A 26783-nucleotide genomic window follows, 5' to 3' on the forward strand; every position below is an offset into this window, starting at 1 on the left:
CCCTTCGGCGCGGCGCTTACATCTCATCGCCCGACCGTGAAGGAAAAGGCGCCCTGAGTTTTGTGGGTGTCGACCGACACCACATGCCATTTTACCTTGTAGATTCCTGGCGCCAGCGCGTCGCTGATCGGGATGACCAGCGTTTTCTTATCGGCGGGATCGAGCGCGGGCTTGCCGCTCTTGACCGCAGCTCCAGCCGCGGTCGTCACCTGCACGCCGGAGAATTTTGCCTCCACCCCCTCGCTGAAAGTCAGACGAATCTCTGTCGGCGCCGTCGTCACCGTGGCGCCCACAGCCGGCGTCGCCGATTCGAGCATTGCGTGAGCGCTGGCGGGAAGGCCCGTGGAGCAGAAGGCGGTCGCGAGCGCCAGCGCGACGAAAAGAAAATTTCGGATGGTTGTCATGGCTCGTATCCTAAAAGGCTGCATTCGGACCGGGAAAGATGGGCTTGCCAACGAAGCTGTTGGCGAAGAGATCGTCGAGATAAAGATGAAGCTGGGCGATGGCGCCGACGTGCTTGCCGCTTTGAGAATTGATCGGCAGCTGGGCCTCGACGCCGAGCTGGAAGCCGTCGCCGACATAGATCACGCCTGGATTGACGAGCCCGGTCGTCGTATGGCTGTTGCCGGCGTCGACCGGCCCAAGATTGGCGACCGGCGTCGAGAAAGCCACCTCGACAAGCGGTATCAGGCGCCTCAGGAACTCATTGCTGATCGCGCTGACATTGGCGTTCATGTAAGGCAGATTGTACTGAAGCGTGAAGCCCCAGTTGAAGAACGTCGGATCGTAGTCGAGGGTGGCGACATTGGCCCCCGTGTCGGAGTCGTGGCTCACAGCGACGTCGATCGGGTGGGTCGAGAAGGAGGCCCCGAGCTGGCCGGTGACCGCAAAGGGCTTCAACAGGCTGAGATTATCGGGAAGGTCGCCCATGCCCTTGCCGAAATAGATCTGCGGCCCCCAGCTCGTGAACTGGTCAGCGCCGACGCTGGCGTTGCCGGTGCCGCCCCATTCGAAGCCGACGCCCGTGGCGAAGATGAACTCATGCTCCGGGTTCTCAAACAGCACATATTTGATTTCGGTCTCGAGATTGTCCCAGCCGTTGGCGCGGGGATTATTCTGGTGGATGAAGCCGTCACTGACCGAAATGCCGAGGTTTGGCGTGATGCGCTTGTCCCATTCGACCGCGAATGAATAGGACTGCGAGCCGTCGGGACCGGTCAGGTAGGCGAAGGTCGGAAGCGAAAGCTCATCGTTGACGCCGGGATCGTCTATGAGCAGCGTCGCGGGAAAGAAGCGGTTGCCGACGATGACATGGGCGGAGGCTGACGAAAGAAGGCCGCAAGCGAGCGTCGCCGCAAGCCCGCAAGGGGCTGCGAAAGCTTTAAGAGACATGGAGTTTTCCTCGATCTGAAATGGATGGGCGGTGCGCCTTGGGCGCGGCCGCAGCGGAGCTTTCAGACGGAGGAAGGCGGAGCCCGCGGCCGACCGGCGAGGGTGCGTCGGCGCGAAAAAAATCCAAAGGAGACGGCGGGGGCGGACTCGTCGGCCAAGACCGGGGACCGCGCGGGCGCGAACATTGCGTCGGGCGCGGTCGCGAGGGCGTCCGAGACGCCGCAGCAGGCGCAATCAGTGTGCGATGAATGGCCCGACCCGTCGTCCGGCGCATGATCGCCGTCATGGCTGTGGGAAGAGCACATGATGATGGGCGCATAGCCGTCGAGGGCTGAAGTCTGCGCAGCGAAGGAGGGGGCTCTGCCAAGGCAGCAGAGGTGAAGCGGCGCGAAGACCACGGCGATCCAAGCCGCGAGCGCAAACGCCAGAACGCCGGCGCTGTGGCGCCGGGGGCGGACGCACGCACGCTGAGATGCGGTCACGGTGCTTCCCTCAAGGATCGCTATGATCAAGCTTAATGCCAATATTTCGCGACGCGCAATCGAGCCGTGCTGATCCGACATGAGCCGACCACCCATCGGCGCAGGAAATTCGCGGGCTGGCGCTTTTCCGCCACAGCGCCCGGGGTCGGTCGGCGCGGGCCACGGCAAGGTCGTTTACTGCGTCGCCGCAATCCGGTCTTCCACGCTTAGTACGCCTCTTCGAACACGCCCTATTTTCTCGCGGCCGAAAGCGCGCCTTAGTTCTGAACGTGCTTTCTCAGCCTCACGTCGTCGGCGCGTCGATTTCCAGCGCCGATCTTCTGAAGAGAGAAGGTGGACGCGGCAATCACTGAAACCGCTCACATCATCGAGGAAGCGCGGGCCAAAGAGATTGCTGAACGCGAAGCCGCGTGGCGCGCGGCTTTTGTGCCGCATGCGATAATATTGACGGAACGAAGCCGACCGGGGCCGATCTTTCGCCGCTGTGTTCATCGGGGCCAATCGCATTTTGCGGGTGGATTTTGATCTGGCTGCGGGTCCGGCAAGCTTCGTTCATCAGGGCCTGAACGGCATTCGCCTGAAGCTCGCGGAGTTTCCGAACCCGTCTGGCGTTCTTCCTTGCTTTGGTCGCCCCATCGGGTTGGCTATTAATTACGAGTCGCACAGATCAGTCCATTTCGACCTTCAAGGGCGCGCGCTCAGCATTTCTCCACGGGCGTTCCGGGTAGGAGACGCCTCCTGCTCAACGGCAACCATCAGCGTCGAGGCCAGTAACTCAAGAATGCGGCGGGGCAGACGGCGGCGCGGACGTTTACGGCGGTCTCGCGTCGTCTTGCGCCTGAAGGCTTTGAAACGGCAGCGCCGATGGCGTTGCGGCCGCGGTAGCGCAACGGCGAAAAGCAGTTCGTCTTGCGCCATACATGGCAAAAGCGCGGCTATCCGAGTCGACTGCGCTCGATGCGCTTCGGGATTGCCAATTGTTCCCGGGTGAAATGGAACGTTCGCTCCTTCCGCCACAACCCGCGCGGTGCTTAATGAACCCGCTTCTCACGAGTGAGTCTGGCGCAGCGTAAGAAGGCGCAGCTCCTTGCGATAAAGCTTGAATCGGTCTGCAAAAGCAGCCGGGAAAAACTTCAGGACCGCGACCTCCGTCAGGCGTCTTAGAGCTTGGCGGACCGTGCGTCTCTACTGGGCAGGAACGTGAGGGACGTCGAGAATGCGCACACTTTTAACCTCTGTATCCGTGGCCACGCTCGTGGCCATTTCTCAGTTCGGGTTTGCGCCGATTGCATCGGCGAACGACAAGCTAAACCAACTGTCGCAGAGCGACGACAATTGGGTGATGCCGGGCAAGGATTATAAATCCGACAACTTTAGCAAGCTCACCCAGATCAACGCGAGCAACGTCAAGCAGCTAAAACCGGCCTGGTCCTTCTCGACTGGCGTTTTGAATGGTCATGAAGGCGCGCCCCTCGTCGTCGACGGCAAGATGTTTATCTCGTCGCCCTTTCCCAACACGACTTTTGCGCTCGATCTCGACGAGCCGGGCGTGATCCTTTGGGAAGACAAGCCCAAGCAAAATCCCGCGGCGCGCGCGGTCGCATGCTGTGACGTCGTCAATCGCGGCCTCGCCTATTGGCCGGGCGACGGCAAGACGCCCTCGCTGATCCTCAAAACGCAGCTTGACGGCCATGTCGTCGCCTTGAACGCGGCGACGGGCGAGGTTTACTGGAAGGTCGAGAATTCCGACATCAAGGTGGGCTCGACGCTCACCATCGCGCCTTATGTTGTAAAAGATATCGTTCTTGTCGGGTCCTCAGGCGCCGAGCTTGGCGTGCGCGGATATGTGACGGGATACGACGTGAAAACGGGCGAGCAGAAATGGCGCGCTTATGCGACCGGCCCGGATTCGGACCTGCTTCTCGCCGACGATTTCAATATCAAGAACCCCCATTATGGCCAGAAAGGTCTTGGCACTTCCACCTGGGAAGGCGACGCCTGGAAGATCGGCGGCGGCACAAACTGGGGCTGGTACGCATTCGACCCCGACACCAACATGACTTATTTCGGCACCGGCAACCCGGCGCCATGGAACGAAACCATGCGTCCAGGCGACAATAAATGGACCATGACGATTTTCGGCCGTGACGTCGACACCGGCAAAGCCCATTTCGGCTATCAGAAAACCCCTCACGACGAATGGGATTTCGCCGGCGTCAATGTCATGATGCTGTCCGATCAGAAAGACAAGGACGGCAAGCTGCGCAAGCTTCTGACCCATCCGGATCGCAACGGCATCGTCTACACGCTTGACCGGACCAATGGCGACCTCGTCAGCGCCAACAAGATCGACGACACCGTCAACGTCTTCAAGCAGGTCGATCTGAAGTCTGGCACACCGGTCCGCGATCCCGAGTTCGGCACGCGTATGGACCATCTCGCTCGCGAGGTGTGTCCGTCGGCGATGGGCTATCACAATCAGGGTCATGACTCCTACGACGCCAACAAGCAGCTCTTCTACATGGGCATCAATCATATCTGCATGGATTGGGAGCCTTTCATGCTTCCCTACCGCGCAGGTCAGTTCTTTGTGGGCGCGACGCTGAACATGTATCCCGGTCCGAAGGGCGACCGTCAGAACTATGAAGGCCTCGGACAGATCAAGGCCTACAACGCCATCACCGGCAAATTCAAATGGGAGAAGATGGAGAAATTCGCGGTTTGGGGCGGCACCATGTCCACGGCTGGCGACCTTGTCTTCTACGGCACGCTCGACGGTTTCATCAAGGCGCGCAACACCGACACCGGAGAGCTGCTGTGGAAGTTCAAGCTTCCGTCCGGCTCCATCGGATATCCGATTACCTACACCCATAAGGGCATTCAATATGTCGCCATCAACTATGGCGTCGGCGGATGGCCGGGCGTTGGCCTCGTGTTCGACCTTCAGGATCCGACCGCCGGCCTTGGCGCCGTCGGCGCGTTCAAGAAGCTCGCGCACTACACCCAGATGGGCGGCGGCACGATGGTCTTCTCGCTCGACGGGAAGGGCCCCTATGACGACGTGAATCTCGGCGAGTTTGCATCAAGCAAATAGCCCCGATCGACGCCCTCGAATTGACGTTTCGCGGCTTCCCCCGACCAGCCGCGAAATGTTCAGAGCGGAACGCCGGCTTCCGGACCGAACACACCGGCGTTCCGCTCATTTTTCACAGATGAAACCGAGGATATCCCAGCCATGCGACGCGACAATCTTCTTTTCGGCTGGCTAGGCGCTGGCGTAGCGCTTGTCGCCCTTGGCGGCGGCGCGATTGCGGAGCAGGCCGCGGCCGACAAAAGCAGGGACCTGAGAATCTGCGCGTCGGAAAAAGAGGCGCCGTTCTCGATCAAGGACGGCAAAGGCTTCGAGAACCGTATCGCCATCGCGCTCGCCGAGGCGATGAATCGCAAGCCCGTCTTTGTATGGACCGCCCGGCCGGCGATCTACCTCGTCCGCGACTATCTCGACAAGAATCTCTGCGACGTCGTCATCGGAGTTGATACGGGCGACGCGCGCGTGCTTTCGAGCGCCCCCTATTATCGCTCCGCCTATGTCTTCCTCTCGCGCGAGAATGAAAACCTCGATATTGAGTCCTGGAAAGATCCGCGAATTGACAAGGTCGGTCATATCGCCGTTTCGTTCGGTTCGCCTGGAGAGGTGATGCTGAAAGATCTCGGCAAATATGAAGACAACATGGCCTATCTCTATTCGTTGGTGAACTTCAAGGCGCCGCGGAACGAATATACGCAGATCCCGCCCTCAAAGATCGTCGAGGAAGTCGTTCTGGGCAACGCCGGTCTCGCGGCCGCGTTCGCGCCGGAAGTCGCGCGCTACGTGAAGGCCTCGCCGGAGCCCCTTCGCATGACGGTAATTTCCGATGACGCAATCAGCGGCGATGGAGCGAAGACGCCGCAACATTTCGATCAGTCTGTTGGGGTGCGTAAAGATGACGTTGCCCTTCTCGAGGAGGTGAACGCAGGCCTCGCGAAAGCTCAGCCCAGGATCACATCGATTCTCAAGGAGGAAGGCATTCCTCTGCTCGACAAGGGGATGTGACCGGCCGCGCCGACAAACGTCAATGACAGAAACTTTGCGTGACCTGGAATCTAGAATGAAGCGTCTGAAATTCTATCGGAACCTCGCGTTTTCCATGTTGACCGTCACAATCTGCCTAGGAGCTTTCGCACAAACAACCAGCCTCGATCTCAGGAATACGGTGACCGGCGAACCCATGTCGCTCGATGACGCTTTGCCAGACGGGCGCGACACGGAAGGCGTGAAGCGCTTTCTGCAAACCGGGCACAACCCGTATAGCTCGGACAAGAGCTGCCTGTACAAAGGTTCGCAGATCTTCCTAACGGCGTGCTCGGGCTGTCACGGCCATCTCGCCGAGGGTAAGATTGGTCCGGGCCTTAACGATGACTATTGGACCTATCCGAAGAATCAGACCGACCAGGGCATGTTCGAGACGATCTTCGGCGGCGCGCAAGCGCAGATGGGACCGCAATCGCTCAATTTGACGCTTGACGAGATATTGCAGGTCATGTCGTGGGTCCGTCACCTCTACAAGGATGGCGCCAGCGGAGCGGTCTGGCTGACGCCAGAGGAGAAAGCGCACTTTAAGCCCTACAGCGAACACGATGCGCCGATCCCTGCGGATTCGCCGGGTCTCTGCAATCCGGCCGCCGAGGCCAAGCCAGCGACGGCGCTCAGCAAATAATAAGCGGCCAACAATGGCCGCCAAGCGATATCGCGCCAAACATCGCGATTAACCCGGAGGAGAACAACATGCTCAAGAAGATCGCATATGCATTGCCCTCGGTCTGCGCCGCTGGTTTCGTGCTTGCAGTGACGACCTTTTCCGCTGCAGCCTATGATGGCCAGACCTGTGTCGCGCCAGGCAATTGCTGGGAGCCGAAGCCGGGATTTCCGGCGAAGATCGCCGGTTCGAAATACGACCCGAAGCACAATCCGAAAGAGCTCGCCAAGCAGTCGGAGTCAATCACCGCGATGGAAGAACGCAACGCCAAGCGCGTCGCGGCTTTCAAGAAGACCGGCAAGTTCGTCTATGAGGTCGAAAAGATCGCAGACTGATTTTCGAGCGCGTCCCGGCGCCTCGCTCCGCCCCATGTGGATTTCGTCCCGTTCCCGCGCATCGCCGGGGCGGGACGCAGGATTCAATGCCTCGATCCCGACATCCAGCACAATGGAAAATATGACAGCGGCGCCGCAGCAAGAGTCTGCTCCAGATCTCGCGGCATGGCGCAACGCCGCCCATGCGCTGCAGGCTGAGATCGGCAAGGCGGTGCTCGGTCAAAAACGCGCCATAACGCTGTTGACGATCGCGGTCTTCGCGCGCGGACATGTGTTGCTGGAGGGCGATGTCGGCACCGGGAAGACGACTCTTCTGCGCGCATTCGCGCGCGCGATAGGAGGCGCTTTCGAGCGGGTCGAAGGCACGATCGACCTGATGCCGGGTGATCTCATCTATCATACCTATCTTGCGGCGGACGGGCGGCCGCGGGTCGAGCCGGGTCCGGCGCTTCGCCGCGGCGAAGAGCTATCGATCTTTTTCTTCAACGAAATCAACCGCGCGCGGCCGCAAGTTCATGCGCTTTTGCTGCGGCTCATGGCCGAGCGCAGCCTCTCGGCTTTTGATCGGGATTATCATTTTCCGTTTCTCCAGGTTTTCGCCGACCGCAATCGCGTCGAGCGGGAGGAAACATTCGAGTTGCCGGCAGCCGCGCGGGATCGATTCTTCATGGAGATCGGCGTCGAAGCGCCGGCCGACAGGGAAACGCGGCGGCGCCTGATATTCGAGACGCGGTTCCACGACGCGGATGCGCTGGTCAACTCAGTCCAGCCAAATGTGGTCGACTATCGCGCGCTCGACGAAGTTGCTCGCGCCATTCAGCAACAAGTCCGCGCAAGCCCGGTCATCGAGGATTACGTTGTGACGCTGTGGCAGGCGATCGGCGATCCGCTTTCGTTCGGGATCGCGCTTGCGGATGTCGACATGGAGCGGCTGATCCAGGGCGGCGGCAGTCCGCGCGGACTGAGCTTTCTGGTTCGCGCCGCCCGCGTTCGCGCCTGGCTCGAGGGCCGCGACATTCTCCTGCCGGAAGACGTGCGCGACGTGTTCTTCGAGACGATGGCGCACCGTATTTTCCTCGATCCGATTTATGAACTGCGTCGCGAGGCGCTGGTCGCGGAGCTTTGCCGGCGAGTCTTTGAGACGGTCCCATCGCCCTGATGGGTCAATATTCTTGGACATCCCGATGAGAGAAGATGCGCTCCTGTCCTACCGCCCGCATGCCCGACCGCGAACGGGGCGCCCCGGAGCTCATCCCGGCGCCGATGTCGGCAGTCTCGGCCTGTTTCGCAATCATGCGCCTTTTTCACGCCATCCGGAGGCGCGCCGGATCGATCTTCGCGCCAGTCTGCGCGATCCGTTCGGCGAGATCCATGTGCGGCGTTTCGAGCCGCGCAGCGTCGTCAACGTCTATGCGCTGGTCGATCTTTCGGCTTCGATGGGTTTTACGGGGCGGGCCTCGAAGATCGCCCTTGTTGAAGACATCTGTGTCGCCATGGCGCGCGCGGCGCATCGCTACGGCGACGCCTTCGGGATCATAGGGGCCGACGCGCACATCCGCCGGGATTTCCAGATTCGAGCGACGCGCCGGCGAAGCCTGGAAACGGAGATCGAGGATTTGTTTCGTCGATCGGCTCCAGCGGGGCGGAGCGCGGCGGGACTGGCCGAGGCTGCGGGCCTCATCGCGGGGCGCCGCAAGCTCGTCTTCATTCTTTCCGATTTCCGTCAACCGGCGACCGTCATCGACTCCCTTCTCGCAAGTCTTGTTCGCCACGATGTCGTGCCGATTGTCGTCGGCGATTCCGCTGAAGAGAGTGATTTGCCCGAATGGGGCCTCATCGAGATGCAGGATCTGGAGACAGGCCAGAGCCGGGTGGTGTTCATGCGTCCGGCCCTCCGCCGCAAATGGCTGGATGAGGCTGCGCGGCGCAAGAGCGAGTTGCGGCGCCTGTTCCTGCGCTACGGACGGACGCCCGTCATCGTCGCCGATCGCCTCGACATCGAGAATTTGTCCCGCCAGCTTTTGGAAGCCTGACGCGAATGTGGCGCATGGCTTTCATCTGGTTGTGCCTGGCGATCGCCTGTCCTGCAGCGCAAGCGCAAATTGTCTCTGTGCAAAGGGAGGAGCCGCGGCCGTTCGGCTATTTTGTTGGCGACCTCATCGCCCTTGAGGTCTTCGTCGCCGTCGACTCCGGCTATCTGATCGACCCCGCGTCGCTGCCGAAGGCGGGGCCGGTCGCCTATTGGCTCGATCTGCGCAGCGTGTCGGTCGACGATCTCGGCGGCAGTCCGAGACAATGGCGCCTGCGACTCGTCTATCAGAACTTTTATGTTGCGCTCGACGTCCGGCGCATGACGATTCCGGGCTTCGACTTGATCTTCAAATCCGGCGGAAATTCCGCCAAGGCGTCTGTGGCGCCGTGGCCGTTCAGCGTGTCGCCGCTGCGCGAGATTCTGCCGACCGCCGATAACCCCATCGATTTCCTGCGCGCCGATATTGCTCCTGCGCCGGTCAGTCTCGGGCCGAGCCGGCGCGCGCTATTGGTCTTTTCGGGCCTCTCGGCGTTGATGCTCGGGCTTGTGGCCTTTGATCGTTCGTGGCCCCCGTTTCGGCGCGCGCAGGCGCGGCCCTTCGCGCTGGCGGCCCGGCGTCTTCGCAGGATGCGGCCGGACGGGTCAATAGACCAGTTTGGCGCTGCGCTCCGAACCCTGCATCAATCGATCGACGTCACCGCCGGGCGCCGCCTGCTGGCGGAAGATCTTGAGAGCTTTCTTGCCGAACATCCAGATTATCTCGTCGAGGCGGAGAGTTTCGCGCGCTTCTTCGGAGCCTCGCACCGTATCTTCTTCGCCAGCGACGAGGCGGCGGCGGAACGCCTTTTGCCGCCACCTGAACTTGTCTCGTTCAGCCAGCGTCTCGCGAAGCTCGAGCGAGCCGCGGCATGAGTCTGACATTCGCCGATCCCCAGTTCCTCTGGCTCACGCCGCTGGCGGCGCTGCCGCTGCTTGGCGGCCTTCTGCGCCGTTCCGCATACCCTTCGCTCGGCGGCGTTCCCGTCGACGTCCTGTCGCGCCTGTTATCATTGGCGCTGACGTTTGCCGCTGTCGCCGCCATCGGATCGACGGCGCTGGCGCTCACCGGCCCGCGTCGAGGCGGGGAGCTTGTTGAGAAGATCGGCGACGGCGCCGAGACCGCGCTCCTCATCGATCGCAGCGGCAGCATGAACGAGACCTTTGCCGGGCGGCCGCCGGAAGGCGGCGAAGAGTCGAAGGCAAACGCGGCGCGGCGCGTCCTTCAGGACTATGTCCGGCGGCGGCAGCATGATCGCTTCGGCGTGGTCGGGTTTTCGACCTCGCCGATCCGCATGCTTCCGTTGACCGACAATATGGACGCCGTGCTTGGCGCCGTCGCCGCGATCGATCGTCCGGGCCTTGATTACACCGACATTGGGCGAGGTCTTTCGACGGCGCTCAGCCTGCTGTCCGAGGACGCCGGCCAATCCCCGCGCGTGCTTCTGCTCGTTTCGGACGGCGCGGCTGTGATCGATCCCAAAGTGCAGCAGACGTTGCGCATGACCTTCGCGCGCATGCCGGTCAATCTCTACTGGCTGTTTCTTCGCACCGCCAATTCGACCGGCATTTCAGACACGCCAAAGCCCGGCGAGGATACGCCGCAGGCGATGCCCGAGCGTCATCTCGATCTCTTCTTCAAGAGCCTCAAAATTCCCTACAAGGCGTTCGAGGTCGAAAATCCCGGCGCTGTCGAGGCTGCGGTCGCGGAGATCGGACGACTCGAAACCCATCCGATCGTCTATCGCGAACGCCTGCCGACGGAAGATCTCACCGGCTTCTTTGCGGCGCTCGGGCTGCTGTCGAGTCTCGCCCTCGTCGCCGCGAAGATTTTCGAGACAGGGCTCTTCAAAAGCAGTCTGCCGCTGGGCCTTCCTCAAGCGGCGGGGCCCTCTCGCAGGAGAGCCGCATGATGCGAAGGATCTGGAGCCGCCTCGCAGAGATTGCGCGCAGGGCGAGATCGCCTCTTCTCGTTGGCTTCCTCGCCGCTTCTCTCGCTGGCGTCGCCTATGCCGCCTCAAAATACGCTGCAGCCAGCGCGGATAACCGCAAAATCGCCGCCCTTCGCGAGGGACGCGACGTTCCCGTTTCGCTTAATTCTGCGGGGGAAGTTGTATTCGCCCGCATCCATTTTCTGCTCATTCACGATTCGATCGATGAAGCGCAGGCGCTCGTCAATGCATTGGATCAGAAGCCCGGCGCGCCCGTGCGAGCGCGAGCGCGCTACGATCTCGGCAATGCGCGAATGCGTCTTGGCTTCGATCTTGTCGAGAGCGGCAAACTGGAAAAGGCCGAGCCGCTCATCAATCTCGCCCGCTCCGACTACAGGCAGGCGCTGAGCCTCGACCCGGACCTGTGGGACGCGCGCTATAATCTCGACGTTGCGATGCGGCTCATCCGCGATTTCCCCGGCTTCGACGAAGCGCGCGGCGAAGAGATCCCCGCCAAACCGGGAGAGTTCTGGACCGATCTGCCGGGCAAGCCGCGGGGTTTGCCGTGACTGCGGGGCCGCGCTTTCCGCGCCGCGAGACGCTGCGCGACGGGCGCTTCTGGCTGCTTTGCGCAACGGCCTTTCTACTCGCTGTAAGTTTCGCGCTGCCAAGTTTTCGAAGCAAGGCCAATGGCGTCGATCTCCTCGTTGTCGTTGACATCACCGGCAGTATGAACACCCGCGACTACCGCGAAAATGGCCATCCTGTCAGCCGCCTTGAACATGTGAAAGCAAGCCTGCGGTCGCTCCTTCCCGAGCTGCCATGTCCGGCGCGCGTCGGCCTCGCCATATTCACGGAGCGCCAGCCATTCCTTCTGTTCGAGCCGATCGATGTCTGCGGCGCCTTTGCTCCCGTCGAGGGCGCGATCGCCGGACTCGATTGGCGCATGGCCTGGGAAGGCGACAGCCATATCGCAGCGGGCCTCTATCGCGCCATCGACATAGCGCATGATGTGAACGCGGATCTCGTCTTCTTCACCGACGGTCAGGAAGCGCCGCCTTTGCCAGCTTCGGGCGGTCCCGAATTTACGGGCGAGCGAGGCGCGGTGAAAGGGCTCATCGTCGGGACTGGGGGCTTTGCGCTTTCTCCCATTCCCAAATTCGACGACGAAGGCCGCGAAATCGGCTTTTTCGGCGTCGCCGACGTGCCGCACGAAAATCGCTTCGGTCCGCCGCCGGCGGATGCGGAGCAGCGTGAAGGCTACAATCCGCGCAATGCGCCGTTTGGCTCGGCGGCCGCGACGGGAACGGAACATCTCTCGTCGCTGCGCGAGCCCTACCTCAAGTCGCTCGGCGACAAGACAGGCCTTGGCTACATTCGTCTTGAGGACGCCTCGGCGCTTCGCAAGGCCATCCTGGCGGAAGCCCGGCCGCACGCGGTCGAACGGGAGCGCCCGCTGCGGCCTTTCGCGCTCGGACTGGCGTTCATCCTGCTCGTCGCTCTCTACGGGGCTCCGCCCCTGTGGACTCTCTTGAAGCGATTGCGCGCGGATCGCATCTCAACCCTCGCAATCTGGAGAAAATCGCGGGCATGAAACATTTCTTTTCGATTGTCGCATTCTTGCTTTTCGCGACCGCGGCCGCCGCGCATGGACCAACGCCGCAAAAGGCCGAAGAAACGATCGCCATCGCAGCCAGCCCGAACGCTGTATGGGCGATCGTCGCCGATTTTGGCGCCATTTCCAGCTGGCATCCCCTTATTGCCGAAAGCCAGTCTACAGACGGAAATAAAGCCGGCGCGACGCGAAAGCTGACGCTGAAAAAGGGCGGCGTTCTGACGGAGGATCTCGACGAATATGACGCCCCGGGAATGAGCTACAGCTATCGCGTCGAGGACCCCAATCTCGACGCCCTGGCGGTCAGTTTTTATTCGGCGACCCTCAGCGTCAAGCCCGCTGCGGATGGCGGCAGCACGGTCGAATGGTTCGGCCGTTTCTATCGCGGCGACACCGGCAACTTTCCGCCGGAAGATCTGAATGATGAGGCGGCCCAAAAATCCATGTCGGAATTTATGAAAGCGGGACTGGCCGGTCTAAAGGCGAAAGCCGAAGCGAAACCTTAGGAGAAGCGGTTGGTCACGCGGCGCGATCTCCTTTCCGGCGCATTCGGCCTCGCCCTTGCGGCGCCCCGAGCGTTCGCAGCGCCCGTCGGCGCAAGAGTCGGGTCGCGCATCTATGTCGCGGACCAGGATGGCCGCCGGATCCTCGTCATCGATCCCATGCGCGATGAAGTGGCGGCGGTAATCGCGCTCGGGGCAGGGCCTGCCGCTCTCGCCAGCGCGCCGGACGGGTCCGCCATCTATGCGACGCATCCGGATTGCGGAGAAATCTCCGTGATCGGCGTGCGGGAACAGAAGCTGCTCCAGACCTTCTATGTTGGCGGGACGCCTTTTGGCCTCGCCGTCGCCGCCAACGACGAACTTGTCGTCGGCGACTGGAATGACGCCGTCTTGATCCGCGTCAATCGCGGCAACGGCGAAGTCAACGGGCGCATCGCAATCGGGCGCTCGCCCGCATTGATTGTCGCCGACCCGTCCCGCCGCCGGCTCTATGTCGCGGAAAGGGGGGATTCAACGATCGGCGTCATCGACGTGGACCGTCTCGAGCGCATTGCGGCGCTCCGGGTCGGGGAGGCGCCCTTCGCGCTCGCTTTGACGCCGGACGGGCGACGTCTTTACGCCGCGAATGTCCGCGGCGGAAACGTCTCCCTTGTCGATACGGAACGGCTTGCTGTGGTTGGCGCGTTCGAATCCGGCCCGATGCCCTACGGCCTCGCTGTGGCGGACGACGGCAAGACGCTTCTCGTCGTCAATCAACAGGCGGGGACGCTGTCCCTTATCGCTACGAACCGCTTTGAGGCGGCCGTCAAGATAAAGGTCGGCCGCTACCCGGAAGGCGTCGTGGTCGCCGCGGAGCTTGGCAAAGCCTATGTCATGAACTGGTTCTCGGGAGACATTTCGGTCATCGATCTCGAAGCCGGCCTCGAGGCGCGGCGGATCAGGACCGGCGGCGGCCCGCGCGCGGCCCTCCGCGTGTCTGGCCCGACCCTTTGAGAGAGCTGCGCGCCTCATCGTTCGGCAAGGCCACATCGTATGAATGATCGCAAAGTTTTGGGGACTGCCTTCAGATCCGTACTGGCGGGCGCGATCGCGCTATTGCCAACGTCTCTGCTGTCGGCCTGTAGCGACGACGCCCCGCCGCCCGAGAGGCGCAATATCGCGCAGGAGGCGCCGCCGGATGTCCCCGCATGGGTTTATCTTGGCGACCACGTCGATCTGGGCTGGTGGCTTGCAAGCCGGCGCGCCTTCCAGCCGGCGGCCAAAGATAGCGCCATGGCCGCGGCCTATGATCTGTATCTGAGGCAAGCCTCGAAGCTGTTCGTGGAAGACCAGCGAATGATCGCCAATCGAACGGTGCAAACATCGTCAACCCTGTCTGAACAGGGGATCGAGGAAAATTACGACGCGATTCTGGATAAGTTCACGGAGCTGGCGGAATTCAGTGGGCGCAAACTTCTTTATGGCGAGCTGTGCCAGCACTATGTCAACTTAAGAATGGCGGGGAAGAACAGCGACGAGGCGCTCGCGGAACTGAGAAGCCGCTATCAACATGCGCCATAGAACGTCTAAGGAACTCGAGCCCTTTTCGCCAATAGTTGAGACATGACAGATTCTCCATCGCCACCCCTTTCCGCGCCAGACCGATGGATGCTCTCGCTTCGCACACAGCTGATCCTCGGCTTCGTCCTCATCGACATTCTGGCCGGAATAGTTTGCGCCGGCGTTATCATCGTAAAGGCCCGTCACGCGGCGCTGATCGAGATGAAAGTGTCGGTGCGGTTGGCGGAAATACTTGTCGCCGAATCGGTTCGGCTGACCGAACCGCATACGCCGCCCGATCGCCTTCTCAACACGCTGGCGCAGCAGCTCGGGTTTATCCGCCACGTCCGATTTGCGGTGTTCGATGCGAACCAACAGGAAATCCTCGTCGACCGCACGCTGACGACGGATCAGCTACGGGAGCGCGAGCCTGCTCCTGGCTGGTTCGTGTCCTTGATTGCTCCCCCCGCGGAGCGGCATCAGATGCCGATCATCGCGCAGCATCGCAAGATTGGAACAGTCTTCATTATCGAGGCTCCACAGGATGAAGTGGCGGAAGTGTGGGAGGATATGTCGGCCTTGACTGCGATCGCTTTTGTCGCCAATCTGGCGATACTTGGCATGTTGTATCTGACTTTCGGCCGCATACTCGTGCCGCTAACCAGGCTGGCGCATGGGCTGTCCGAGCTCGAACACCAGAACTTTGCAACTCGCGTCGCCGAACCGCGCATCCGCGAACTCGCTGAGATCGTCCGCCGGTTCAACCATCTCGCCACGGCGCTTGGCGAGACGCATGACGAAAATCGAAGGCTCAATCAGCGGTTGATCAATCTGCAGGACGAGGAACGCCGCCGCATCGCGCTCGATCTGCACGATGAATTCGGGCCTTGCTTCTTCGGGCTGAGCGCCAGTCTCCGCCTGCTCAAAGCCATTGCCGCATCATTAACCCATGAAGATCACTCCAGTGCGATTGAAACGCTGACCGAGCAGACGGCCCTGATGGCGGAAATTATCGAACGCATGCGAGTCGCCAATCGTGGTATTCTCACCAGCTTGCGACCGATGGCGCTCGGCCATGTTCCCTTGCAGAAGGTATTGGAAATTCTCATTGCCGATCTTTCAAAACTTCACGCGGGCGTTTCCATTTCTCTAAAGGCGGAAGGGCTGCGATACACCTACAGCGAGCCGATCGATTTGACGGTCTACCGATGTGTTCAGGAAAGCGTAACGAACGCCATTCGCCATTCGACGGCGTCGACGATTACGATTGAACTTCATGAGATGGAGGACATGCAGGAAAATGCAAAATGCAAGACATGTTTGCGCTTGGTTGTTGAGGATTCAGGCAAAGGAATTATGGACGACATTCAAGCCGGCTTTGGTCTTGCGGGGATGAAGGAGCGCGTCAACGCTCTTGGCGGCGTCTGGTCGATCGCCAATCGGGATGGATATGGCGCGCGCGTTTGCATGATTCTCCCCATCTGACGCTCCGCGTCTTCACGTCACGCGACGCGCGGCGTGGTGAGAGCCGCACTATGAAAGCAGACGCGCCATAATGAGATCAGCGCTTATTATCGAAGATCATCCGATCCTTCTTCAGGCTTCCAAGCGTCTTCTCGAAGATATCGGAGTGTCGCCCGTCTTCGTCGCGAGCGACGTCTTGTCGGGATATCGCCTTTTCCACCGGGCGAAGCCGGATGTCGTGATCGTCGACCTGGTCATCAAGAGCAACGGACTTGCCGGACTGGACCTCATCCGCCGCATGCGCCTGCGCGACCAGAAGGCGCGGATCCTGGTTTTCAGCATGCATGCCGATCCGGTCATCATCGGTCGCGCTCTTGAAGCGGGCGCGATGGGCTATGTCGTCAAGGACGCAGGCCCGGACGAATTCATAGAGGCCTTCAAGAGAGTTGATTCCGGTAAACCCTATCTGAGCAATGCGATTGCAACCGAGGTGGCTTTGGTCAACGTACACGCCTCGTCGAATCCGCTTGCAAATCTGTCGCGGCGTGAGATTCAGACCCTGGCGCTCCTTGCGGAAGGAAAATCTTACCGCGCCATCGCCGACGAGCTGAGGGTCAGCTACAAGACGGTCGTCAATGTCTGCTCTTTGCTTCGGCGGAAACTCGGCGCCGGCAGCCTTGCCGAGTTGATCGCCCTTGCGGTTCGCCATATCGGATAGGGCGTCAATCTGCGCTCTCCGACCGGAATTGCCTGGCGCAGAGCGAATCTCGCGTCGGGCGAGCATCAGCGATCCCGCATTTTTGTTTTATGCAAGAAAAATCACAATAATTCGTGCTTTTAAGGGCGCGACGAGTTAGCTGACGAGGCTTATCTTTTTTGAATCTCTGAAGATCTAACGCCAAGACTTAGTTAAGCGATGGCGGGAACTTTACTCATTTAGGATGCCGGAGAGGTTTGACGCCGGAGCTCATGCGCGAGGAACTATGGCGGACTTCTTCAGCACTCAGATGGACTTTATATTCTTCTTCTATGGGCTTGCGTTCATCCTTCTCGGCGCAACCTGCTTCGCCATAGCAAAGGGAGACCGGAAACAGCCCTGGACCGTGCTGGGACTGTTTGGCGTTGTTCATGGGGCAAGTGAGTGGCTGGATTTGACCGCGCTGATCGTCGGCGACGCATTTCCATTCGCCCTTGCGCGAACTGTGTTAATGACGGTGTCGTTCTTGCTGTTGATGGAATTTGCGCGGCTGGAAGCCATTCATTTTGGCCTAAGGCCGCCAGGGCGCTGGTTGTATGTCGTATTGGTTCTGTTGGCAGCGTATGGCGGGTTCGCCGGCGGGCTGAATGTGGCTGGCGTCACTGCGCGCTACGCGATTGGGCTTGTGGGCTCTCTCGCCGCCAGTGTCTTATTTGCGCTGCACGCCCGAGGGTTCTCGGGCGCAGCAAGACGCTTTTCAATTCTTGCCGCGGTGGGATTTGCGCTTTATGGCGTCGCCGCCGGCGCGATTGTCCCGGCCGTTCCATTCTGGCCTGCGAGCGTTTTCAACTACGAATGGTTCATCCATAACACAGGCGTTCCCATCCAGCTCGTGCGCGGTGTGCTCGCGTGCTGGATAGCTCTTTCGATCTGGGCGATTTGGGGACAAAAGCTGATTTTGAAGGTTTCGTCCGAGCGGTTTACACGGTTTTTACGCAAGCAATTTGTTTTGACCGCAGGCGCCATGGCGACGATTCTTGTTCTTGGCTGGCTGCTGACGGAGTTCCTCGGAGGGATTTATCAACGAAATGTCCAGGACGAGGCGCGCGGCGATATCAATCTGCTTGCGAGCCGATTCTCTGGCGAGACTGGCGTCGTTGAGGCTGTGGGGAGAACCTTGGCCGGATCGCCGTCCGTGCTTCCTTTGCTGGTCGGCGGCAGCCGACATGACCGCGAGGTCGCCCAAGCCGTTCTGGAGGTTGGCGTCAAGGCGTCAGGAGCCAAGCTCGGCTACATATTGGATCTAACCGGAGCAATCGTCGCTGCTTTCGATCCGCGGGACGACTCTGCGTTGCAAGCTCCCGGTGACGCTTCAACTTCCCATTTTTCGAAAGCCAATGCGGGAGAACCTATCTCCCATTTTGCATTGGATCCTGTGGAGCGCCGGCCTTATTTCTATGCGATCTACCCGATTCGCCTCGCAAATAGCGAGGTGGTCGGCCATGCTGTCCTTAAGAAGTCCCTGAACGTTCTTGAAGCCGATCTCAGGGCGTTCGACCAACCCTATTTCTTCGTTGATCCTGACGGTCTGATCGTGCTGACGAATCAACCGGCGCTTCTTCTCCGCCAATTGTGGCCTCCATCCTCCGACCGGAAATCTATCCCAGCGCGACAGAGTCCGACGGTGAATATTGCGCCGCCCTCGAAGCGGGAGATCGTAGACGCTACATGGATTAATCTCGGTGGAGAGCGCGTGTTCGTCCGCAGGCGCTTCGCGAATGACAGCGAATGGTCTTTGGTCCTCACGATCCCGATGGCGGAGTTATTCGCCAACCGTGTTTTGGGAATCGTCATCACTCTACTGGCGACATTGATGGCGTTGATTTATCTTTTTGGCAAGGAGCGATCAGTCTACGACAGCGTTCAAATGGACAAGCGCCTCAAATTGCAAGAATTGGCTCGCAGCCTTGAATTTCAGGCGAGCACCGACCCCCTCACAGGCCTCTTCAATCGCATGAAATTCGATCAGGCGCTGGCGGCCGAGATATTAAGGGCGAATCGCTACAACAGACCGCTTTCTTTGGTGCTGTTCGACATTGATCACTTCAAGAATATCAATGATCTCCACGGTCATCAGGTGGGCGACAACGTGCTGGTGCAACTGTCCCGCATAGCTGCGGCGCATATCAGGGGCACCGATGTGCTTGCTCGTTGGGGGGGAGAGGAATTTGTCATTCTGGTCCCAGAATCCAATGGTCAAATGGCGTATCAAACTGCAGAAAATCTGAGAAACGCGATCGGCCAAGCCGTATTCGAGAAGGCCGGGGCCGTCACCTGTAGTTTCGGGGTTGCTGAATATGTTGATGGGGATGCCGCGGAATCGCTCATCTCTCGCGCGGACGCCGCTATGTACCGCGCCAAGATCAAGGGCCGTAACCAGGCAGAGTTGTCTTCTGTGACCGCCCCTTCGTCCGTCGAGACGTCATTTCCGTCGCCGGCGTAATCGCTGACGTCCATGTTGTCTCGATGAGCGCTGTGGCGTGCTCGCGGATAGGGAGAAGAAGCCGCGCTAGATCTTGCTTGCGGCGTCTATGACGACATAGCGTGCGAAAGCTTTCCTTCGTCCTCAACGTCTTCGGCAAGCGCGCGAATTCGCTTAAGATCCGCAACGAAGGCCGAATATTCGCGCTGCTTCGCCTCTGGGTCGGGCAAACGCAAGAGATAGGACGGATGCACGGTGATAATTCCCGCGCGCCCTGCGAATTTAGCCGCCCCGCGGACTCGCGAGATCGGCAAGGCCTTGCCGGCGAGCGCCAGAACGGCGGTGGCGCCGAGCGCTACGACGAGGCGCGGCTGAACGAAATCGAGTTCCTTTTCGAGTTGCCAGCGGTAATGCTTGACCTCGCCGGCGGTCGGCTTTTGGTGAAGCCGCTTTTTGCCGCGCTGCTCGAATTTGAAATGCTTGACGGCGTTTGTGACATAGGTTTTGGCTCGATCAAGACCGGCCTCTGACATGGCGCGGTTCAAGAGTTGCACCCGGGCCAACGAAGGGCCGGCCCTGCAAATCTTCCTGATCGCCCGGCTGCTCGCCGACGAAGGCGATCGAGGCTCCAATCGGGCCTTCGCCAAGCACGGCCTGCGTTACGCCCTTCACGAGCGGCGGCGAGGCGGCGATCATCGCGTTCAATTCGCCGAGGGTTTTCGGCTCCCGTTCGAAAAGGGCGGCGACGCCCTTGTCCGCATTGCGCCCGATCGCCATGGCGGCCTCCGTTCAATCTTCGCCTAACGCGCAACGCGCAGAATGGGTCGCGCAACCTTCGATTGTCAGGGAAACGGCTCGCCCGACAGTCGCTTGATGTTCAGTGTCGAAACGTCGCTGGCGCTATGTTCACTATATGTTCTTGTCGCACCAAAAGGCAAGCGCAGCCATAGCGCGTCTTTCCGCCGGGCGCTGACCGCATAAGCGCCGCCGCGTCAGCGAACGCCGAAAAGCGAGGCTCTTCGGCGTTCAGCGCTTAACGCGCGCGAAATCGCTGGCTGACGGAGATGCGCCGTAGGGCCGCGACGAGCGCGTCGATGTCGTCAAAGGTGTTGTAGAGGGCGAGGGACGGCCGGACCGTCGTCTCGAGGCCAAAGCGGCGCAGAATCGGCTGGGCGCAATGGTGGCCGGAGCGCACGGCGATGCCTTCGCGATCGAGCGCCGCGCCGACGTCCTCGCTGCGGCAGCCGTCGAGCACCAGCGAGAACACGCCGGCCTTCTCATCCGCGCAGCCGATGATGCGCAGTCCCGGAACGCTCTTGAGACCTTCGGTCGCATAGATCAAAAGCTCATGCTCATAGGCGGCGATATTGGCCATGCCGATCGTGTCGAGATAGTCGAAGGCGGCTCCAAGCCCGACCGCATCGGCGATATTGCCGGTGCCCGCCTCGAAACGGCCCGGCGGCGGCTGGTAAATCGTCTTTTCGAAGGTGACGTCGGCGATCATATTGCCGCCGCCCTGCCACGGCGGCATCGCCTCAAGCACCTGCTGTTTGCCATAGACGACGCCGATGCCGGTCGGCCCGAACACCTTATGGCCGGAGAACACCAGAAAATCGCAATCCAGCGCCTGCACGTCGACGGGCATATGCGAGACGGCCTGGGCGGCGTCGGCGATGACGCAGGAGCCGAGGCGATGCGCCATGTCGATCATGTCCTTGGCCGGCGTGACCGTCCCGATGGCGTTGGCGACCATGGTGAAGGAGACGATGCGCGTGCGGCGCGACAGCAGCTTTTCATATTCGTCGAGCCGGACCTGACCCTTGTCGTCGACCGGGGCGACCTTGAGGATCGCGCCGGTCTCGGCGCAGAGCATCTGCCAGGGCACGATATTGGCGTGATGCTCAAGCCAGGTGATGAGGATCTCATCGCCTTTCTTGACGTTGCGGCGGCCGTAGCTCTGCGCGATCAGATTGATCGCTTCGGTCGTGCCGCGCACGAAAATAATGTCATTCGTTGAGGGGGCATTGATGAAGCGGCGCGTCTTTTCACGTGCGGCTTCATAGGCGTCCGTCGCCCGCGCCGCGAGCGTATGGGCGGCGCGGTGAATGTTTGAGTTTTCGTTCTCGTAGAAGGACGAGATCCGGTCGATGACCGCCTGGGGCTTCTGCGTCGTTGCGGCGTTATCCAGCCAGATCAACGGCTTGCCATGCACATATTGACGCAGGATGGGGAAGTCGCGGCGGATCGAGGCGGCGTCGAAGGGACGCGCGCCGACGCCAATGGTCGGGCCGAGTTCAGGCCTCACCTCATGAGCGACGGGGTATATCGTATGGACGCCGGATGGCGTTGCTTCCGGCAGCGGCGAGGCGGGCGGAGCCGGCGCGGCGCTTTCGGCGGGGAGAGTGAAGAGGTCGCCCGGAAGCGGGGGATTTGAAGAAAAGAGCGAAGCCGCCTCGCGCGGCTCGAAGCCCGGAATCTTGAAGGCGGGCGCGTTCGGAAAACCGGCGGGCGTGATGAGTCCCCCGGGCGTCGCTCCGAAGACCGCCGGCCGGGTGGCGGGGGTTGCGGCTGGGGAATTCACGGCGGGAGCCGCGGTCGCCCCGGCGGTGGGAAGCGGGGCGTCCGGCGCGGCGCCTGGGCGCAGCGATCCCGTTTCCGGAAGCGCCGGAGCGTCGGACGGCTTGGCGCCAGCATGCGGAACGCCCTGCCGCGTCGCGCCGGCGTGGCTATCGCGGCCATCGAGGAAATAGAGCGACTCGCCGGGCAGAGCCTTATCGCCCGCGGAATAGCCGGCGCCGCCGAGCGCCGGATGGGTCAGGGCCGTCGAGTCCGTCAACGCGCCGGGCAGGGCGGCGAGCTCCGCCTCGCTTGGGACGGCTTCCGATTGGCCGCCATATCCTGACGGCGTCGTGACGGGAGCAGCGGCCGGCGATAGGGGCTGCGAATAGGCCGCGGGGGCAAAAGCGAAGACCGTTGACGCAGCTGTTGGCAGCCCGACGTTGGGGGCTGACGCCGGCTGGCCTCCGGACGGAAATCCGGGCGAGGATGCGAAAGCGGGCGAGACCGGAGCGTAGGGTGGCGATCCGGCCTGCGCCGCAACATGCGAGGGCCCGACCGAGGCGAGCAGCGGATCGGGCTGCGGCGGAGCAGGCGGAAAGCCCGCCTCCGGCGCGCCCGAGCCGGCGGCGCCCGTGGAAGGGGCGGGATCTCCGGGAAACGCCTTGAACAGCGCGTTGGCGAGCGCCGCGATCGTCGCCGGATCGGGTACGGAGGGCGCCGCGCCGCCCCATTGAGACGCCGGCGAAGCCGGAAGCGGCGTCAGCGCCGCGGCCGCGGCGGCAGGCTCAGGCGTAGACATGATAGCGGTCGATCTCCACGCCTTCGAGAACGCCGAGCGCGTCCGGCGTGAGGATCGCCGACGAGCAATAGAGCGAGATCAAATAGGAGGCGATCGCCTTGCGGTTGATGCCCATGAAGCGCACCGAGAGGCTTGGCGCGACTTCGCCGGGAACGCCCGGCTGGAACAGGCCGACGACGCCCTGCTTGCGCTCGCCCGTCCGGAGCAGCAGGATCTTCGTCCTGCCGTCGACGAAGGGCAGCTTGTCGCTTGGCACGAGCGGCAGGCCGCGCCAGGTCAGAAAGGGCGTGCCGAACAAATTGAGGGTTGGCGGGGGCACGCCGCGGCGGGTGCATTCGCGGCCAAAGGCCGCGATGGCCTTGGGGTGAGCGAGGAAGAAGGCCGGCTCCTTCCAGACGAGAGCAATCAGCTCGTCGAGATCATCGGGCGTCGGCGCGCCGGCGCGCACGTTGATCCGCATATTCGGCGCCGCATTCGGGATCAGGCCGTATTCCGGATTGTTGATGAGTTCGTTTTCCTGCTTCTCTTTGACCTTTTCGATCAAGAGACGCAGCTGTTCCTGAATCTGGTCATAGGGCTGGTTGTAAAGATCTGTGACGCGCGACTGGACGTCGAGGATGGTCGTCACCGCGTTGAGGAAATATTCGCGCGGATGATGATCATAATCGACGAAGGTCTCGGGAAGATCGGTGTCGCGCTCGCGGCTGGGGCTGCATTCGACGTCGCTCTCGCCCTCGCCTTCAACGACGCGGTTCAGGCGGTAAATGCCGGCCTCGACAGGAACCCATGGGAGAAAAGAGACGAGCCACCGTGGCGTAATGCCGGACCATTGCGCTCTGGTCTTGGTGGCGTTGGCGAGCTGGCGGGCTGCCGGCTCGCTGAGCGTCCTACGAGCCTCGACTTCATCAGCCATCGAAAATTCCTCCTGCCGCAACTCATGCGGCGTCGCGTTGCAAGCTGAGCAGGCTGTAGCACCGCTTTAGGAGAATTTTGTTCTTTTTTGCAGAATTGAGCCGGAATAGATGCATTCCAGCTTTTCTATAGTATCATCAACTAACGATTTCTATAGTATATATTTTTTATGGAGATAATCTTGTTATATTTTTGCGACAGATACATCGCAATGTAAATTCTTTATCAAAGCCTAATGTCAGTTTTGTCTTTGCTTTCCTTGAAGAAATTCCTTTATCTGGCTGTCAGTGTTCGACGGGGGCCCTCGGCGACGGGCGGACCTTGGCCGCGAGGCTTATTGGCTCGCCGAGGACCGATCAGGCGTTGCGCCGGCCAAGGCCTTTATCTATAAGACGCGGCAGTCGGAGTGTAGCGCAGCCCGGTTAGCGCACTAGTCTGGGGGACTAGGGGTCGTGGGTTCGAATCCCGCCACTCCGACCAATCATCCCCATCTTCTCAAGAAAATTCGTGACAAGGCCGCCATCGACGGCATGGCGCCGCCGCGTCCGTCAGTTCGGATCCGGATTGCCCGGCAGGCGCTCGGCGGTAAAGGACCCATCGATCAGATTCGCTGCCGACGCGCTTCGGGCGACCATTCCGTGGTCTTGCCAGAATGCGAGCTGCGCCGAGACGTCGGCCTCGTCCAATCGCCCGAGGCGATCGCAATAAAGAGGCGCCTGATCGATAAGGCGCGGCGCGACATTCGCTTGTTCAGACACCAGCTGCAACGTCGAGTCGTAGTCGTCGGGCTTGGCTTCGTCGTCGCCGTCGGACCGCTGAAGAAATGTAAGATCGTAGGAGGCGACGCCCCGCTGATAGGCGCGGATGAATTTCTCGACGATCGGGCGGTTTGAATCAATCGTCTGCTGGGCCGTGAAGACCGCCCCCATTTGCGACTGCGCCAGATCGCCCATCCTGACGAGAACCAGATCGCTGGCGGAGGAGGCGGTTTCGAGCGCCGTGTGAAACGAAACGACGGCGGCGTCGATTTCGCCTTTGCGCAACGCCTCAAATTCTCTTTGAGGCCTTTCAAGCGCGGCGATCGTGAGCTCGTCTGGATCTAGCCCGTAGCGCGCGGCGATATGCGCCAGGGCGTAGCGACGGCCAGATCCCACATCCTCGAGGCCGATCTGTTTGCGCCGCAAATCGGGGACGCTTTTGAACCCTGCGTCATAGGCCGGTTTGACGATCACGAGAGCATTGGCGGGAAACCCCGCCTGATCGCTGAATTGCGAGGCGATCAGCGTCAGCCGCTGATCTACCGCATAGCTGAAAAATGAGGCTGTCAGCTGCGAAACGCCGAAGGCGGCCTCGCCTGCGGCGACGGCGGCCCTCGCGTCATCATCGGACGCAACGAAGCGCAGCTCGGCATCGAGCCCTTCGTCCGCGAAATATCCCTTTGCGGCCGCAATGAAGAGCGGGCCGGACCCTGCGCTTCGGACGAGAGCGACTGTAATCTTCGGGACGGCGGCCGCCCCCCTCGACGGCGAAAACCCTAATGCGCAAAAAGCGGAGATTTGCGCGACCGCCTGTCTCCGCGTCGGCGCGTGATCGCCGACGGCGCCTGTGAGTCTCATCGCAAATTTCCGCTCTTGGATGGAAGCGGCGGCGGCGGAGTCGAGCGCCGCCGCCGGATTGGCGCGCGACGCTCGCCGCATCGATCAACCGCGCGCAGGCCTAATGGCAGAACTCATGAACGCGTTTCTTTCGGCCGTCGATATCCCAGCGATCATCAGACGGGTCATAGACCATCGGCTTCAGGAAATCATTTGGATCGACCAGCCAACGGATTTCCGGCCGTGGGCCTCCTGCGGCGAGAACAGCCTGGACATAGGCTTTCTTGAATTCGAGCGATGAACTCACAGCGGCGACGTCCGTCATGTGGATCGGCACATAGATCTGCGGCTTCAGATGCTGTTGATACATAATCGCGTCGCGCGTGCCGTTGGTGGCGTAGCCGAGGCTGACAATTGAGCCGAACTCGACATTTGTCTGGGGCAGCGCGTCCATGATCGAAAAGAGATGCGCGCCGACCGTCGGCGAGGGCAGTCCGGGGTCAGAGCCCGCGCCTTCCTTCAGCGGTCCTGTGGTGTTGTGCCAGACAAAGGTGAAGTTGTGGCTGTCTCGCAGCACGAACTGAAAGAACAGGCTGATGGGGCCGCCCGGGCTTCCGGCGACGCTGCCGAAGCCTGTCGTCGTCAAATTTTCCTGCCCCTTGACTGGCGTGAGGAACGGCGGATTGCCAAGACATCCCTGCAGGCCATTTGCTTTTGTCGGGGTCACGCAGGTTCCGGGCGGATAAAGATCCGGTTCCCGCGGATCGCCGATGTTCTGCACCGGGAATGATGGAAACGACGTATCCGTGGGCACCGCTCCCGAATGAATGTGTTTAAACACGACAATGCAGGCAAGCGGCTCAAGCTGCTTGATGGTGTGGATTTCGGATCCCGGCACAGAACCGCGCGACACCACCGGAAGGCACGTTACCGGCCTGGCGTTGGGCACCAGCTTGGCGCCCCCATTCGCAGTGTTGGGATCGGCGGCCATGCGGGCGACGTCGAGTTGCATGACGTCGCAGGTTTCCGGCGACGCATAGATCGGGATGTTCAGCCATTTCGCGACATAGGCCGCGTTGTCGGCGTGATCGCCATGGCCATGCCCGAGGAAAATCGCTTCCGGATGAAGCTGCACCAGATCATCGACGCTGATCGGAGTCCGGCGCAGGTCGGGTTTGTTGGGATCGGGCGCAACCTCCAGCCGATTGAGGTAGGTGTCGAGGAGGATGACCCGTCCTTTCAAAGACACCGCAAGCGTTGCGTTCGTCGTCCAGCTGAAGATGACCCGATCGCGACGGACTTCTCCGGTACGGGAGTTGATGTTCTCTGTTCCAAAGAATTTCTGCCTGGCGGCGATCATCGCCGCAAGCTCCTCATTATTATGTCCGCCGCGCCCCGCTTGATCTACAGCGCCGCCAAGATCCTCGGCGCGCCCCAAATTCGCGCCAGCGCTGAATCCCAGCGCGAGCGAAAAGGCGAATGCAATTCTTCTATTTCTTCGCAACACGATAGCCCCCGCCGAATTAGCCCGAAGCGGAGGCTATATTTCGCTGCGACGGTTGCGTCTTCCATGAACGTCCGGTCTCTACAATAATCTGGATATTGTTGTCTGGG

24 protein-coding genes, 1 tRNA gene and 1 pseudogene are annotated in these 26783 nt (G+C 61.1%); 17 read left to right on the top strand and 9 right to left on the bottom strand.

Annotated elements, in window-relative coordinates; genetic code table 11:
• Window positions 1–23: 23 nt before the first annotated feature.
• The 3 genes from copC to MSIL_RS22290 form a co-directional block, all read right to left on the bottom strand.
• Complete coding sequence (gene copC / locus MSIL_RS02380; protein ID WP_012589511.1) at window positions 24–404, bottom strand: copper homeostasis periplasmic binding protein CopC; 381 nt, start codon at window positions 402–404, stop codon at window positions 24–26.
• A gap of 10 nt (window positions 405–414) precedes the next feature.
• A complete protein-coding gene (locus MSIL_RS02385; protein WP_012589512.1) occupies window positions 415–1392 on the bottom strand; it encodes a hypothetical protein in 978 nt (325 codons plus the stop codon).
• 62 nt (window positions 1393–1454) lie between these two features.
• The gene (locus MSIL_RS22290; RefSeq protein ID WP_083772158.1) at window positions 1455–1970 is read right to left on the bottom strand and encodes a DUF2946 family protein; all 516 of its coding nucleotides are present in this window, start codon (window positions 1968–1970) and stop codon (window positions 1455–1457) included.
• Window positions 1971–3090: 1120 nt separating this feature from the next.
• Between MSIL_RS22290 and MSIL_RS02395 the strand changes: the two genes are divergently transcribed.
• The 13 genes from MSIL_RS02395 (at window position 3091) to MSIL_RS02455 (ending at window position 14682) form a co-directional block, all read left to right on the top strand.
• Entirely contained in the window at window positions 3091–4968 is a 1878-nt protein-coding gene (locus MSIL_RS02395; RefSeq protein WP_012589514.1) for a methanol/ethanol family PQQ-dependent dehydrogenase, read from the top strand.
• 141 nt (window positions 4969–5109) lie between these two features.
• Window positions 5110–5967 (top strand): methanol oxidation system protein MoxJ, encoded by an 858-nt coding sequence (gene moxJ, locus MSIL_RS02400; RefSeq protein ID WP_012589515.1) that lies wholly within the window; start codon window positions 5110–5112, stop codon window positions 5965–5967.
• Window positions 5968–6022: 55 nt separating this feature from the next.
• The gene (gene moxG / locus MSIL_RS02405; RefSeq protein WP_012589516.1) at window positions 6023–6631 is read left to right on the top strand and encodes a cytochrome c(L), periplasmic; all 609 of its coding nucleotides are present in this window, start codon (window positions 6023–6025) and stop codon (window positions 6629–6631) included.
• A gap of 68 nt (window positions 6632–6699) precedes the next feature.
• Window positions 6700–7005, top strand: coding sequence for a methanol dehydrogenase [cytochrome c] subunit (locus tag MSIL_RS02410; RefSeq protein ID WP_012589517.1), 306 nt, complete (start codon window positions 6700–6702; stop codon window positions 7003–7005).
• A gap of 121 nt (window positions 7006–7126) precedes the next feature.
• Window positions 7127–8164 carry an AAA family ATPase gene (locus MSIL_RS02415; RefSeq protein WP_012589518.1) on the top strand — a complete coding sequence of 346 codons (1038 nt, stop codon included), beginning with the start codon at window positions 7127–7129 and terminating at the stop codon, window positions 8162–8164.
• Between the two features lie 25 nt (window positions 8165–8189).
• Window positions 8190–9038 (top strand): DUF58 domain-containing protein, encoded by an 849-nt coding sequence (locus MSIL_RS02420; RefSeq protein WP_012589519.1) that lies wholly within the window; start codon window positions 8190–8192, stop codon window positions 9036–9038.
• Between the two features lie 14 nt (window positions 9039–9052).
• The gene (locus MSIL_RS02425; RefSeq protein WP_041368361.1) at window positions 9053–9949 is read left to right on the top strand and encodes a hypothetical protein; all 897 of its coding nucleotides are present in this window, start codon (window positions 9053–9055) and stop codon (window positions 9947–9949) included.
• Complete coding sequence (locus tag MSIL_RS02430; protein ID WP_012589521.1) at window positions 9946–10986, top strand: vWA domain-containing protein; 1041 nt, start codon at window positions 9946–9948, stop codon at window positions 10984–10986. The genes MSIL_RS02425 and MSIL_RS02430 overlap by 4 nt, the downstream gene beginning before the upstream one ends.
• Window positions 10983–11573, top strand: coding sequence for a tetratricopeptide repeat protein (locus tag MSIL_RS02435; RefSeq protein WP_012589522.1), 591 nt, complete (start codon window positions 10983–10985; stop codon window positions 11571–11573). The genes MSIL_RS02430 and MSIL_RS02435 overlap by 4 nt, the downstream gene beginning before the upstream one ends.
• Window positions 11570–12598, top strand: a complete 1029-nt coding sequence (locus MSIL_RS02440; protein WP_012589523.1) for a vWA domain-containing protein — start codon at window positions 11570–11572, stop codon at window positions 12596–12598. Before MSIL_RS02435 ends, MSIL_RS02440 begins: the two co-directional genes overlap by 4 nt.
• On the top strand, window positions 12595–13125 hold the full coding sequence (locus MSIL_RS02445; RefSeq protein ID WP_012589524.1) for an SRPBCC family protein: 531 nt from the start codon (window positions 12595–12597) through the stop codon (window positions 13123–13125). The genes MSIL_RS02440 and MSIL_RS02445 overlap by 4 nt, the downstream gene beginning before the upstream one ends.
• A 9-nt stretch (window positions 13126–13134) precedes the next feature.
• Window positions 13135–14115 carry a YncE family protein gene (locus MSIL_RS02450; protein WP_012589525.1) on the top strand — a complete coding sequence of 327 codons (981 nt, stop codon included), beginning with the start codon at window positions 13135–13137 and terminating at the stop codon, window positions 14113–14115.
• A gap of 39 nt (window positions 14116–14154) precedes the next feature.
• Window positions 14155–14682: a hypothetical protein gene (locus MSIL_RS02455; protein ID WP_012589526.1), complete on the top strand. Its 528-nt coding sequence runs from the start codon at window positions 14155–14157 to the stop codon at window positions 14680–14682.
• Here MSIL_RS02455 and MSIL_RS21575 read toward each other — a convergent pair.
• On the bottom strand, window positions 14611–15036 hold the full coding sequence (locus MSIL_RS21575) for a hypothetical protein (RefSeq protein WP_187148694.1): 426 nt from the start codon (window positions 15034–15036) through the stop codon (window positions 14611–14613). The two genes, MSIL_RS02455 and MSIL_RS21575, sit on opposite strands and share 72 nt — an antisense overlap.
• Here MSIL_RS21575 and MSIL_RS02460 point away from each other — a divergent pair.
• The 3 genes from MSIL_RS02460 to MSIL_RS02470 all read left to right on the top strand — a co-directional run bounded on the left by MSIL_RS02460 (window position 15019) and on the right by MSIL_RS02470 (window position 19325).
• Entirely contained in the window at window positions 15019–16146 is a 1128-nt protein-coding gene (locus MSIL_RS02460) for an ATP-binding protein (RefSeq protein ID WP_187148695.1), read from the top strand. The two genes, MSIL_RS21575 and MSIL_RS02460, sit on opposite strands and share 18 nt — an antisense overlap.
• 70 nt (window positions 16147–16216) lie before the next feature.
• A complete protein-coding gene (locus MSIL_RS02465; RefSeq protein ID WP_012589528.1) occupies window positions 16217–16843 on the top strand; it encodes a response regulator transcription factor in 627 nt (208 codons plus the stop codon).
• A 265-nt stretch (window positions 16844–17108) separates the two neighbouring features.
• A complete protein-coding gene (locus tag MSIL_RS02470; RefSeq protein ID WP_012589529.1) occupies window positions 17109–19325 on the top strand; it encodes a sensor domain-containing diguanylate cyclase in 2217 nt (738 codons plus the stop codon).
• Between the two features lie 86 nt (window positions 19326–19411).
• On the opposite strand, the pseudogene MSIL_RS20505 reads toward MSIL_RS02470, so the two are convergent.
• From MSIL_RS20505 to MSIL_RS02485, 3 genes and pseudogenes are all read right to left on the bottom strand, one after another.
• A pseudogene (locus MSIL_RS20505) lies at window positions 19412–20030 on the bottom strand (UdgX family uracil-DNA binding protein); the annotation flags it as partial.
• A gap of 307 nt (window positions 20031–20337) precedes the next feature.
• Complete coding sequence (locus tag MSIL_RS02480) at window positions 20338–22662, bottom strand: family 2A encapsulin nanocompartment cargo protein cysteine desulfurase (RefSeq protein WP_012589530.1); 2325 nt, start codon at window positions 22660–22662, stop codon at window positions 20338–20340.
• Complete coding sequence (locus tag MSIL_RS02485; RefSeq protein ID WP_012589531.1) at window positions 22649–23575, bottom strand: family 2A encapsulin nanocompartment shell protein; 927 nt, start codon at window positions 23573–23575, stop codon at window positions 22649–22651. The genes MSIL_RS02480 and MSIL_RS02485 overlap by 14 nt, the downstream gene beginning before the upstream one ends.
• Before the next feature lie 401 nt (window positions 23576–23976).
• Between MSIL_RS02485 and MSIL_RS02490 the strand changes: the two genes are divergently transcribed.
• A tRNA-Pro gene (locus tag MSIL_RS02490) sits at window positions 23977–24054 on the top strand.
• A 68-nt stretch (window positions 24055–24122) separates the two neighbouring features.
• Here MSIL_RS02490 and MSIL_RS02495 read toward each other — a convergent pair.
• A complete protein-coding gene (locus tag MSIL_RS02495) occupies window positions 24123–25190 on the bottom strand; it encodes an ABC transporter substrate-binding protein (RefSeq protein WP_012589532.1) in 1068 nt (355 codons plus the stop codon).
• Window positions 25191–25290: 100 nt separating this feature from the next.
• Complete coding sequence (locus tag MSIL_RS21150; protein WP_187148696.1) at window positions 25291–26607, bottom strand: MBL fold metallo-hydrolase; 1317 nt, start codon at window positions 26605–26607, stop codon at window positions 25291–25293.
• Window positions 26608–26783 lie beyond the last annotated feature (176 nt).

The sequence above is a fragment of the Methylocella silvestris BL2 genome (assembly GCF_000021745.1).
Lineage (GTDB): Bacteria > Pseudomonadota > Alphaproteobacteria > Rhizobiales > Beijerinckiaceae > Methylocapsa > Methylocapsa silvestris.

Bases quoted from the DNA above. Each gene is read 5' to 3' on its own strand.
- copC (WP_012589511.1), bottom strand. From the start codon at position 404: ATGACAACCATCCGAAATTTTCTTTTCGTCGCGCTGGCGCTCGCGACC.
- MSIL_RS02385 (WP_012589512.1), bottom strand. From the start codon at position 1,392: ATGTCTCTTAAAGCTTTCGCAGCCCCTTGCGGGCTTGCGGCGACGCTC.
- MSIL_RS22290 (WP_083772158.1), bottom strand. From the start codon at position 1,970: ATGGGTGGTCGGCTCATGTCGGATCAGCACGGCTCGATTGCGCGTCGC.
- MSIL_RS02395 (WP_012589514.1), top strand. From the start codon at position 3,091: ATGCGCACACTTTTAACCTCTGTATCCGTGGCCACGCTCGTGGCCATT.
- moxJ (WP_012589515.1), top strand. From the start codon at position 5,110: ATGCGACGCGACAATCTTCTTTTCGGCTGGCTAGGCGCTGGCGTAGCG.
- moxG (WP_012589516.1), top strand. From the start codon at position 6,023: ATGAAGCGTCTGAAATTCTATCGGAACCTCGCGTTTTCCATGTTGACC.
- MSIL_RS02410 (WP_012589517.1), top strand. From the start codon at position 6,700: ATGCTCAAGAAGATCGCATATGCATTGCCCTCGGTCTGCGCCGCTGGT.
- MSIL_RS02415 (WP_012589518.1), top strand. From the start codon at position 7,127: ATGACAGCGGCGCCGCAGCAAGAGTCTGCTCCAGATCTCGCGGCATGG.
- MSIL_RS02420 (WP_012589519.1), top strand. From the start codon at position 8,190: ATGAGAGAAGATGCGCTCCTGTCCTACCGCCCGCATGCCCGACCGCGA.
- MSIL_RS02425 (WP_041368361.1), top strand. From the start codon at position 9,053: ATGGCTTTCATCTGGTTGTGCCTGGCGATCGCCTGTCCTGCAGCGCAA.
- MSIL_RS02430 (WP_012589521.1), top strand. From the start codon at position 9,946: ATGAGTCTGACATTCGCCGATCCCCAGTTCCTCTGGCTCACGCCGCTG.
- MSIL_RS02435 (WP_012589522.1), top strand. From the start codon at position 10,983: ATGATGCGAAGGATCTGGAGCCGCCTCGCAGAGATTGCGCGCAGGGCG.
- MSIL_RS02445 (WP_012589524.1), top strand. From the start codon at position 12,595: ATGAAACATTTCTTTTCGATTGTCGCATTCTTGCTTTTCGCGACCGCG.
- MSIL_RS02455 (WP_012589526.1), top strand. From the start codon at position 14,155: ATGAATGATCGCAAAGTTTTGGGGACTGCCTTCAGATCCGTACTGGCG.
- MSIL_RS02465 (WP_012589528.1), top strand. From the start codon at position 16,217: ATGAGATCAGCGCTTATTATCGAAGATCATCCGATCCTTCTTCAGGCT.
- MSIL_RS02470 (WP_012589529.1), top strand. From the start codon at position 17,109: ATGGCGGACTTCTTCAGCACTCAGATGGACTTTATATTCTTCTTCTAT.
- MSIL_RS02480 (WP_012589530.1), bottom strand. From the start codon at position 22,662: ATGTCTACGCCTGAGCCTGCCGCCGCGGCCGCGGCGCTGACGCCGCTT.
- MSIL_RS02485 (WP_012589531.1), bottom strand. From the start codon at position 23,575: ATGGCTGATGAAGTCGAGGCTCGTAGGACGCTCAGCGAGCCGGCAGCC.
- MSIL_RS02495 (WP_012589532.1), bottom strand. From the start codon at position 25,190: ATGAGACTCACAGGCGCCGTCGGCGATCACGCGCCGACGCGGAGACAG.